Annotated in this window: 9 protein-coding genes; 5 read left to right on the plus strand and 4 right to left on the minus strand. The window is 52.9% G+C overall.

Going from position 1 to position 11,136, the window contains the following annotated elements:
- Window positions 1–12: 12 nt before the first annotated feature.
- The 5 genes from K2G43_RS01495 to K2G43_RS01515 all read left to right on the plus strand — a co-directional run bounded on the left by K2G43_RS01495 (window position 13) and on the right by K2G43_RS01515 (window position 4,346).
- Entirely contained in the window at window positions 13–1,008 is a 996-nt protein-coding gene (locus K2G43_RS01495; protein ID WP_300152783.1) for a hypothetical protein, read from the plus strand.
- Complete coding sequence (locus K2G43_RS01500; RefSeq protein ID WP_300152784.1) at window positions 993–1,469, plus strand: VTT domain-containing protein; 477 nt, start codon at window positions 993–995, stop codon at window positions 1,467–1,469. Before K2G43_RS01495 ends, K2G43_RS01500 begins: the two co-directional genes overlap by 16 nt.
- Before the next feature lie 13 nt (window positions 1,470–1,482).
- On the plus strand, window positions 1,483–2,148 hold the full coding sequence (gene mnmD / locus K2G43_RS01505) for a tRNA (5-methylaminomethyl-2-thiouridine)(34)-methyltransferase MnmD (protein ID WP_300152785.1): 666 nt from the start codon (window positions 1,483–1,485) through the stop codon (window positions 2,146–2,148).
- Window positions 2,149–2,346: 198 nt separating this feature from the next.
- A complete protein-coding gene (locus tag K2G43_RS01510; RefSeq protein ID WP_300152786.1) occupies window positions 2,347–3,381 on the plus strand; it encodes a zinc ABC transporter substrate-binding protein in 1,035 nt (344 codons plus the stop codon).
- A 95-nt stretch (window positions 3,382–3,476) separates the two neighbouring features.
- On the plus strand, window positions 3,477–4,346 hold the full coding sequence (locus tag K2G43_RS01515) for a metal ABC transporter ATP-binding protein (protein ID WP_300152787.1): 870 nt from the start codon (window positions 3,477–3,479) through the stop codon (window positions 4,344–4,346).
- 372 nt (window positions 4,347–4,718) lie between these two features.
- On the opposite strand, the gene K2G43_RS01520 is transcribed toward K2G43_RS01515, so the two are convergent.
- The 4 genes from K2G43_RS01520 to K2G43_RS01535 form a co-directional block, all read right to left on the minus strand.
- A complete protein-coding gene (locus K2G43_RS01520; RefSeq protein ID WP_297644587.1) occupies window positions 4,719–5,837 on the minus strand; it encodes a Fic family protein in 1,119 nt (372 codons plus the stop codon).
- Window positions 5,838–5,969: 132 nt separating this feature from the next.
- A complete protein-coding gene (locus tag K2G43_RS01525) occupies window positions 5,970–6,782 on the minus strand; it encodes an SPFH domain-containing protein (RefSeq protein WP_297644585.1) in 813 nt (270 codons plus the stop codon).
- 149 nt (window positions 6,783–6,931) lie between these two features.
- Window positions 6,932–9,283, minus strand: a complete 2,352-nt coding sequence (locus K2G43_RS01530) for a glycoside hydrolase family 3 N-terminal domain-containing protein (RefSeq protein WP_300152788.1) — start codon at window positions 9,281–9,283, stop codon at window positions 6,932–6,934.
- A gap of 338 nt (window positions 9,284–9,621) precedes the next feature.
- Window positions 9,622–11,136, minus strand: a 1,515-nt coding sequence (locus K2G43_RS01535) for a RagB/SusD family nutrient uptake outer membrane protein (protein ID WP_300152789.1), incomplete at its 5' end; no start/stop codon positions are given.

An 11,136-nucleotide genomic window follows, 5' to 3' on the forward strand; every position in this document is an offset into this window, starting at 1 on the left:
GGGAGAGGCTTTATGAGAACCAAACGATTTCAGAACTGGATAACGACGGGACGTTTCACGCTTCCCATCGCTTTCTTGATTTCAGCATCCTGCTGGATATTGGCAAGCATCTTGTTGCCTGCCATAGCGGTGCAACCGGATGACTATCCCCTGTGGCAAGCGTTCAGCGACAATTGCATACCGGTTTGGGGCAACCGCCTTTTCACTTTTATCCTGTATGCGCTCATCGGTTATTTCCTGATATTGCTCAACAACCGGTTCGCCATTATCCGGATGCGTGCGTCGGTGCAGACTTCGGTCTATTTCCTGCTGGCAGCTGTCTGTCCCTCCCTGCATACGCTCTATGCGGGTGATTTGGCATCGGCGGCGTTCCTCGCGGCACTTTTTTTCCTGTTCGACAGCTATCAGCAGGAGCGTCCCGAAGGCAACCTGTTCCATGCGTTTGCTTGTATCGGGCTGGGCAGCCTGCTCTATCCGCAGCTCACGCTGCTGGTTCCCGTCTTCTGGCTCGGAGCTTATCAGTTCCAGTCGCTTCACCTTCGCAGTTTTTTCGCATCGCTGGTGGGCTGGAGCGTGCCCTACTGGTTCCTGTTGGGGCACGCCTGTTACTATGGAGAGATGGAGTTGTTCTTCCAGCCTTTCAGGGAGTTGGCATCCTTCGATTCCGTCCGGTTCGATTTCAGTCTGTGGGAATCGGTTACGATGGGCTATCTTCTGGTGCTGTTCATGGTAAGTTCGATGCACTGCCTGGTGGCGGGCTATGAGGACAAGATACAGACCCGGAGCTACCTGCAATATCTCATCCTGCTGGGCTTCTGCTTTTTTGTCTATATCGGTCTGCAACCTGCGCAAGGTGTCCAACTGCTTCCGATGCTGCTCATCAGCGTCAGCATTCTGGCGGGACACCTGTTTGTGCTGACCCAAAGCCGGGGCTTCAACCTGTTCTTCATCTGCGCCTTTGTCGGGCTGTTTCTTTTATTCGGCTTCAACGTATGGACACTTTTATAGATACACTGATACAGCTGCTCATCGAGTGGGGGTATGTGGGTATGTTCTTCTCTTCCGTTCTGGCGGGCAGCATCCTGCCCTTCAGTTCGGAGGTGGTGATGGCGGCACTCATCGGTTTGGGGCTGAGTCCCACGCTCTGCGTGGCAATAGCCACCGTGGGCAATACGATAGGCGGCATGACCTGCTACTACATGGGACGGCTGGGCCGTATGGATTGGATTGAAAAGTACCTGCACGTGAAGCGGGCGAGGATAGAGCGGATGCAACGTTTCCTGCAAGGCAAAGGGGCGTTGATGGCATTCTTCTCCTTTGTTCCCGTGGTGGGCGGCGTCATGGTGATAGCATTGGGATTCATGCGCAGCAATTTGTTGCTGACGGCCCTTTCGATGGTCGTGGGGAAGCTGTTGCGCTACATGGTTCTGGTGTGGTTGCTGCTGCAAGCCGCCGCTGCGTTGACTTAACTCTGAAAGTGACATGAATCGAATCATAGAGAAGACCGAAGACGGAAGCGCCACGCTCTACGTGCCCGAACTGAACGAGCATTATCATTCGGTGAAGGGCGCGCGCACCGAGTCGCAGCACATCTTTATCGACATGGGGCTGAAAGCCTCCACCGCCGGTTTCCCGCACGTCCTCGAAATAGGTTTCGGTACCGGACTGAACGCGTTGCTCACGCTGGAGGCTGCCGAAGAGGAGCGGCGGCACGTACACTACACCACCATCGAGCTTTATCCGCTGGCGTGGGAGGAAGTGGACGCGCTGCAGTACAGCAACCATCCGTTGTTCGAGGCGCTGCATCAAGCCCCGTGGGAAGCGGATGTGGAGATTACGCCGCACTTCACCCTGCGGAAAGTGCAGACCGATGTCGGAACAATCGGCGGCGACCGTTTGTTAAGCATAAACCGGTCGCCCTTCGATGTGGTTTATTTCGATGCCTTCGCTCCCGAAAAGCAACCGGAGCTGTGGAAAGAAGAAGTTTTCCGTAGCATCTACGCAGCCATGAGTGCCGAAGGCATACTGACCACCTACTGCGCCAAAGGCGTGGTGCGCCGGATGCTTCAGGCAATCGGCTTCCGGGTGGAACGCCTGCCCGGACCGCCCGGAGGGAAAAGGGAGATACTCAGGGGGAGGAAAGAATGAGCGCTGAGTGATGGAAACGTTTCGCTATGGATTTGCAACCTTCTGATTATCAGACATGAAATAATCGTTTGACAGACACTTGTGTCTGTCGTCTCAAACACTTGTGTCTGTCATGCTGAACACTTGTGTCTGTCGCGCTGAACGCAAGTGTCTGTCAAACGCAACAATATAGTACTTAAAAACGAACTGAATGAAACAATGAAAAAGAGTTGTTTTTTACTCCTGATGACCATCTTGCTCGTCGCGTGCCAGCAAGGGCGGCAACCGGACAAAGAGGATGGCAAACCCGTCATCACCGTCACCATCGAACCCCTGCGCTACTTCACCGAAGCCATTGCCGGCGACCGGTTCAGCGTAGTCAGCATGGTGCCCAAAGGCGCGAGTCCGGAAACCTACGACCCCACGCCACAGCAACTCATCGACCTTGTCCACAGCAAAGCCTATTTCCGCATCGGCTACATCGGCTTCGAGCAGACGTGGGCGGAGAAGCTGGCGGAGAACGCCCCGCATCTGCAATTCTACAACCTGTCCGAAGGGGTGGAGCTGATAGGTGGACATCACCACCATCATCATCACCACCACAGCCCCTCCAGCCTTTCCAGCCTCTCCCCCGACCCCTCCCCCGTAGGGAGGGGGGAAGTTACAGACCACTCCTCAGCCGATGAAGAATCTACCCTTGCTCCCCCTCCCTATGGGGGAGGGGGCAGGGGGGGAGAGGCTACTGTGGAGCCCCACATCTGGAACTCCGCCGCCAACGCCCAAATCATCGCCCGCAACATCCTCCACGCCCTGATAAAGATGGATGAAGCAGGAAAGATGGACTACATCGCCCGCTTCAAGCAACTCAGCGTCCGCATCGCCCGCACGGACAGCCTTATCCGTCAGAAGCTTTCCGCACCCGATGCCGACCGTGCCTTCATGATTTACCATCCCGCGCTTTCCTACTTTGCCCGCGACTACGGACTGCACCAGATTTCCATCGAAGCCGACGGGAAAGAGCCTTCGCCCGCCCACCTGAAGGAGCTGATAAACGCCTGCAAGCAGGAGAAGGTGCGCATCGTCTTCGTGCAACCTGAGTTCGACCGCCGCAACGCCGAACTCATCGCCCGGCAGACGGGAGCACAGGTGGTGGGCATCAACCCCCTCGCCTACGATTGGGAGGAGGAGATGATGAAGGTGGCCGGTAGCCTCTCCAGCCTCTCCTCACCCGTAGGGAGGGGGGGGCAAAGATAGAAATGCTTAATGGATATAGTAGATAACAAAAGTAACTCATCTCCCCTCCCTACGGGGGCGGGGCAGGGGGAGAGGCTTAAAGGACAAAAACAAGAATGAATACTGAAAAGACAAATACCAACCAGACCGACACAAGGAGTAACCATCCTTCCTCCCCTCCCTACGGGGGAGAGGCTGGAGAGGTTGGAGCAGCTATTATCTCCGTAAAGAACCTCTGCGCGGGCTATGACGGCCGCACCGTGCTGCGCGATGTCAACCTGACCGTTTACGAACGGGACTTCCTGGGCGTCATCGGTCCCAACGGCGGTGGCAAGACCACCCTCATCAAGTGCATCTTAGGCCTGTTGAAACCCACTTCCGGAGAGATAGTCTATCATTGTTCCCCTCCCTGCGGGGGAGGGGTCAGAGGAGAGGCCTCTTCATTGAGAATGGGTTATCTGCCCCAATACAGCAGCATCGACCGCAAGTTTCCCATCACCGTAGAAGAGGTTGTCCTTTCGGGACTTAGCGGCAAGAAGCCGCTCATCTCGCGGTTCACCGCACAGCATCGCGAGAAAGCCCGCCAGGTGATTGCCCGCATGGGACTGGACGGACTGGAGCAGCGTGCCATCGGTGCCCTGAGCGGCGGGCAGTTGCAGCGTGCCCTGCTGGGACGCGCCATCATCTCCGACCCGCAAGTAGTAGTTCTCGACGAACCGGGCACTTACCTTGACCGTCACTTTGAAGCCCGCCTCTACGAACTGCTTGCCGACATCAACCGGGAGTGCGCCATCATCCTTGTCAGCCACGACATCGGCACGGTGTTGCAGCAGGTCAAGTCCATCGCCTGCGTCAACGAGACGCTGGACTACCACCCCGACACCGGCATCAGCGGAGAGTGGCTGGAGCGGAACTTCAACTGCCCGATAGAGTTGTTGGGACACGGGACGTTGCCACACAGGGTGCTGGGGGAGCATAAGCATTGAGTTGCTCTAAACCTCGGGGGATTTAGCTGAAAGCAGGTCTTGAATTTCGGGGAATTTGGGTTGCTTTGTTATATTTGTCGTATAATCAATAGATTAATCCTCCTCCCTTCTTTCATTACCCTCCCTTGCAGATACTTCCTTTCCAAACTATCTGCAAGGGATATTTGCAAGCCTGTAATGTTTTGCATAATAGGGGAATAAGTGTAAAATCCTTGCAAATGGCAGATAAAATGGAAAAATAAACTTTATGTACGCGCGCATAAAGCTGCAAAAGACTTCTTCATGCTACAGCAAGAACATGTGCAGAAATAGCCTTTTTTTGCACATGTTCTTTTTCTCATGTGCAAAAAGTGGGGATTTTTGCACATGTCCTTATAGAGTGACAGACTCTATGATTTCTTCCGGGGACAATCCTATACGTTCTTGGTTCTGAGCAAGCAAGGCAATGAGCGCATTGTTCAAGAAGTAGTTGTGCTTGCCTTTCTTGGTTTTCTCAAGCAGTCCTTCCTTTACTATCTTGTCTAGAATGCGGGAGGCAGTGAAGCGGCTTACTTCCAACTCTTTTTCTATGAATTCAATTTTGGTGTAAGGATGTCGGAAGAGATTATTCAGCAATTCGTGCCGATAGCTCTTCCCCAATACGGCCTTGAGGCGTAACTTGAAGTCTTTCATCAAAACCGAAATCTCGTTCACCAGTTGGATGGTATCGGCAGCGGTCACTTCCACTCCCTTCAGCATGAACAGAATCCACGGCTCCCAATCACCGCTTTCGCGGACAGACTGTATCTGCTTGTAATACTCCCCCTTATTCTCAATGATATAACGGCTCAGGTAGAGAATGGGTAAATCGAGCAAGTCTTTCACTACCAGAAAAAGGATATTGATGATGCGGCCGGTTCTGCCGTTGCCATCATAAAAGGGATGGATGCTCTCGAACTGATGATGGATGATTGCCATCTTTATCAAAGGGTCCAGATCGCTCATGGTGTCATCGTTCAGAAAAACTTCCAGATTTCCCATCAGTTGCTCTATCGTGCGTTTATCCTGCGGCGGTTCATAGACCACTTCGCCACGCTGATTCTTCAACGACGTGCCCGGCACGGCTCTGAATCCGGCATTGTTCTGTTCCAGACGGGCTTGTATCTCCTTTATCATCGAGATGGACAACAGTTTGTTCTTGCGCACCAATGAGAATCCATATTTCATGGCTTCGCAATAGTGTAACACTTCTTTCGTCTGAAGGCTTATGACCAGATTCTCGGCATTGATGTCCGCCTGATAAAGCTCATCGTGTGTAGTCACGATGTTTTCTACTTCCGAACTCTCCTTTGCCTCTTGCAGCACTAAGGTGTCTATCAAGATGTTTTCGTTGGGAATAGTCAAGGCGACACCTTTCAATTCCGCCAATTTGCGGTTCGCCTTGTTCAATTGCTTTAGGATGGCAACCGTATCGAGGTTTTGCTCTAATGGAAGAGAAGGAATTTTATACATAACATCCGGTTTATTGTTGGTTTCTCATAAAAGAACATGTGCAAAAATAGCCCTTTTTTGCACATGTTCTTTTTCTCATGTGCAAAAAGTGGGGATTTTTGCACATGAAAGAAAGGCATCATGGAGTGAATCTTACTGAATCTTCAAGAACGGCAGTGTGTTTCCGCTGGTGGATAGCGGCAGTTTGCCATCCCATTTCTCCACGGCTTTCAGTTGAATCAGTTCGGGGGTGATGCTTTGTTGCAGGATGCGGTTGGCGTCCGCCTTTCCTTTGGCGGCGGCAACCACCTTCTCGGCTTCGGCAATGGCGGCTTTCTTCTCGTTCTCCACCTTCAGGGCGTTCTGCACGGCGGTGTTTTTCTCGTCGATGGCGGCTTGCAGCACGTCGTTCGGCTTCACGGACGACTGGATGTTGGTGAAGGTGAAGCCGCGGGTGCTCAGCCGTTCCTTCAGCAGGGCTTCCACTTCTTTCTCGAAGGCGGGACGGTTGTTGATGAGCGAATCGGTCTCGTAAAGTCCCGCCACGTCCTTATAGGCGTTCTTCACTTCGGTGAGGATGACCGACTGTTCCAGCTCCGCGGTGGTCTTGCGGTAGCGCAGGAAGACCACTTTGGCGTTGTCGCGCTCGATGTAGTATTCGATGGTGGGGTCGGTCTTGAAGATGGTTCCCTTCTTGTCCTGTATGTCGAACGGCTCGTAGTCCACTATCTGAGCGAAGGCGGGGTATTCGAACAGCTGTTTGGCGAAACGGTTGTAGATGACCCATCCCGTCTCTACCTTGGCGTCGTCCACGCCGCGTTCGCTACCTGCCAGGTTGACGATGATGCCGGTCTGGCCGGAGTCGATGCGCTCGATGGCAAACATGACCATAAACAATACTGCAATTCCGATGACGACAACACCTGCCGCCCCTACCTTCAAGGTTGAGTTCTTAGTAGTTCCCATAGTTGTATGTTTCTAATTAATAGATGTAAAACAGGTCTCAAAGATAAGAATAAATACTAATTTTCTTCACTTTGTCGCCTGAATTGTTGAACATAGCCTTCTGTTTGCCACCAAAATCCCTCAACCTATGCTAATAATCAGCCTTTTTGTCACTGCGTTAGGGTAGGAGTTCGCACCTCTACCGGCGAACCTTTGTATTCGATATGCTTACGGTGCTTGATGTCGGCAGAAGAGCTGCCGACCATCACCGTGAATCCACCGGGTTCCACGACATGTTTCATCGCTTGATTCCACAAGCCGAATTCTTCAAACGGGATGGTTATCTTTACTGTCTTCGTCTCGCCCGGATTGAGCCAAATCTTCTGGAAACCTTTCAGCAACATGAGAGGAGTGACTACACTTGACACTTCGTCCTGTATGTAGCATTGTACGGTCTCTGCACCCATCCGCTTTCCTCGGTTGGTGATTGCTATCGACAATTCCAAGGGACGTCCTTCATGCAGAAGGGTATCGTTCAGTTGGGGTGTGTCGTATTCAAACGTCGTATAGCTCAAGCCATGGCCGAACGGGAACGCCGGCTTGTCGTCTTTTCTTGAAGACCCCAGCCCGTAGCCGGTATAGGTGCGCGACTTGGTCTGATAGTAATACTGGGGGATGTGTCCTGCTGACTGGGGAATGGTGATGGGCAGTCTGCCTGAAGGATTCACCTCTCCGAAGAGGATTTCCGCCAAAGCCCGGCCGCCATACATACCCGGTTCCCATGCGTCCACGATGGTAGGGATGTTTTTCGTTATCCACTCGTTGTTCAGTGGCTTTCCGTTCACGATGACCACGATGACGGGTGTGCCCGTGGCGGCGATGCTGCGTACCAGTTCCTCCTGTCTGCCATACAGGTCGATGGAAGGGCGGTCGGCCGACTCGCCGTAGGTGCGCAATCCCCAGTCGTAGCGTAGCCCGTATCCGCCTACAGCGACAATCGCCAGTTCGCACGACTTCGCCTTCTCGGTGGCGTCGGCAATGGAGAAGTCGTTCATTTCGCCACCCTCCTCCAATACTTTCTGTTGTGTGGCGGGGTCGGTGGTGTTGACCTCAACGTCCGACTTCTTTCCCTTCAGCCTTCCGCTATGGGTGTATATCACTTCTACGTCTTTTCCCAGATAGTCCCGGATGCCTTCGTAGATGGTCGTTACGTTCTCTTCCGGCTGTTCTCTTGACCAGTCTCCAAGGATGGAGTGATTGTTTGCGTTGGGTCCGGTAATCAATATCCGCTTGTACTTCTTCTTGTCGAGCGGCAACAGGTCTTCTTCGTTTTTCAGCAGGATGATGGATTCGCGGGCGGCATCCAACGCCAGCTGATGGGCTTTGGGAGTGGCATACGGGAGGGTGGGCTTCACGTAGCGGTTCTCGAAGAGCCCCAATTCAAACTTGACCCGCAGTATCCTTGCCACTGATTCGTCAATCTGTTCCTGCGAAATCGCTCCTTCCTTAATCAGCTCCAGCATCGGGTTGATGAACTGGTCCATATTGGTTGAATACATGTGCATATCCAGTCCGGCGGCTATTCCCTGGTGCACGGCATCTTTCTGGTTCGTTGCCGTGCGGTGCAGGCTTATCAGGTTCTCGATGTCCTTCATGTCGGTGATATAGAAGCCTTTAAAGCCGAATTCCTTGCGCATGATGTCTGTCAGCAGCCATTTGTTGCTGTGGGCGGGGATTCCGTTTATGTCGTTGTGTCCGGGCATGATGGTCATCACGTTCTCCTGAATGGCCGCATCGAACGGAGGCAGGAAGAAGCTGCGCAGCATGCGTTCCGATATTTCGGCAGTCCCATGGTTGACGCCACCTATGGAGCGCCCTCCGCCCACCAGATGCTTTACGCATGCCGCCACTCTGTTTTGTGGATTCGGATGGTTCTGATAGCCGCGGATGGCTTGGCGCACCAATGCCGATGTGAGGAAGGGGCATTCGCCGTAAGTCTCGCCGGTACGTCCCCACCGGGCATCTTGTGTGATGTCGATGCAGGGGGCGAATGTCCAGTGTATGCCCGCCGCTCTGATTTCTTCCGATGCGGCGGTCGCGATGCGGTTTACCAGTTCCGGGTTGAACGTCGCCGCTTGCGATATGGAAGTGGGGAACACGGTGTAGCCCGGCAGCACCGCCATTCCGTGGGCCGCGTCTGTGCCTATCAGGAACGGGATTTTCAACCGGCTTTTCTCCGACAAGGCTTGCAGTTCGTTGTATGCTTCAGGGGTAGCGGGGGTGGCGATTATCGAACCGACGCCGAGATTGTTCAGCAGCGTAGGATTCTTTTTATATTCGTCCAAATCCCAATCGCTGAACTGGTCCATCTGTGCCACTTTCTCTTCTAAGGTCATTTCATCCATCAGGCTTTTGACCCGTTCTTCCACCGGGCGCGAAGCATCCATATAGACCGGTGTCTGCGCCTCTGACCGCATTGCTGAAAACAGGGCGATGATACTTAAAAATAATGTTGGTTTCATAGAATAATAATGATATTGGCCTGTTGGCGGAATTAAATCGGCAAGGAAATAACTGCTTCGATTTCCCCTATATTTCCTGGTTTGACAGACACTTGCGTCTGTCGTCTCAAACACTTGTGTCTGTCGTCTTGAACACAAGTGTCTGTCACGTTGAACACAAGTGTCTGTCAACTCATTTTTCAGTATCTGATAATCAATATGTTAGAAAACGCCTGGAAGCAGGTTTGCGAATTAATTCCGCCAACGGGTTGATGTTGGTAAAATCAAGCAAGCCGATGCTCTTTGAAGGTGGCAAATGCCTGTTCATGAAGCACCGGCTCCACACACATTCAAATTCATCAATCCCATCCCGGATTCTGAGTCAATGTTCCATTGGAAAGGTCGATGTTTTTGGCAGGTACGGGGAAGAGGTAGTGCTTCGAAGGGTCGAACATGCGTATTTCTACGTAACGGCGGGGAACTCCCTCCACCTCCACGGTTCTGTCGCTGGCGCCGATGCCGTCCTTGCGCATGAATGCACCATAAAGCTCACCGTTCATGCCTTCGCCGGAAACTGTTGTCGTTTTTTCGGCCACCCTCCAACGGCGGATGTCGAAGAAACGCAAGCCCTCGTTGGCAAGCTCCACCCTGCGTTCGTTGCGAACCAACCGGCGCAGAGATTCTGTGGTTGTATAGTTCGCCTCTATCACACGTCCGCCGCCACAACGGTCACGCAGCTGGTTGATAAGGCCGAATACTTCGGATGCGGCAGCCATGCCCGTGGTTTCCATCAGTGCTTCGGCGTGCATCAACAGCACATCGGCATATCTGAAATAGATGACATCTACGCCGCAGTCCAGAATCTGTACCATGGCATGGTCGGTCCAGTCGCAATACTTTTTCCACATATATCCGGTGGCCGACGGTTCTTTGTCGTCGTAGCGTTGTCCGGGCAATGTCCGTTCGTCTTCCGGGTCATAAAGCACCCACTCCATCGTAGTGGAATTGCGGATGGTAGAGGTCGGATAGATAATGGATTGTGCCAAACGCGGGTCCCTGTCTTTGTACGGGTCTCCGGGATTGTAGGTAGAACCGGCTTCGTGAATCAATCTTCCGTCGGCCATCGGATAGGCGTCCACCATGCTTCCGGTAGGAGTCAATGCGCCGAACGCATCACCGCCCGACATGCCTTTGAGGAAAAAGGCCTGGTTCAGTGTATGTCCCGTTGACACGCTTCCTGCCGTATGGGCAAACTGGCGGGACAGGATGATTTCATCGCACTCTTCGGCATTTCCATTGAACAAATCGGCATACGGAGTATCGCCTGCCGTATTCAACGAATATTTGCCTAACAACTGCAGGGTCTCTTTGAGCACGTTGTCGAAGTCGTTTTCCCACAGATAAGCACGGGCTTTCAGCGCATGACACGCCCCTTCGGTGACGCGTCCTCTTTCAAGGCTCTTGCCGGACAACTCTTTGACGGCCATATCGAGTTGGTTGTGGGCAAATTCCAGCACTTGCGCTTTGGGGGTCCTGACTTGTTCTTTGGATTCTTCTACGGTCAGCACCTTCTCGATAAGAGGCACATCCCCATACAGGGCCACCAGGCGGATGTAATTGTAAGCCAGGAAGAAGCGAATCTGCCCGGTCAGCGATTCTTTCTCGTCGGCAGACAAGGCCACGCACTGGTCTATGTTTTCCAAAAACTGCCATGCCATGCGTATGTTGGTATAGGCGTACGCCCAGTTGTTGTTTATCACGGAAGTTGTGGCGGTATATGTGCCGTTGCCAATCAATTTGATGTCGGTGTACCATCCTTGCCAGCGCATATATGAGTTGTCCGACATGCCTTCCTCAAAGCAAGGGTGCATCTC

Source organism: Bacteroides sp. (assembly GCF_029057325.1).
Taxonomy (GTDB): Bacteria; Bacteroidota; Bacteroidia; order Bacteroidales; family Bacteroidaceae; genus Bacteroides.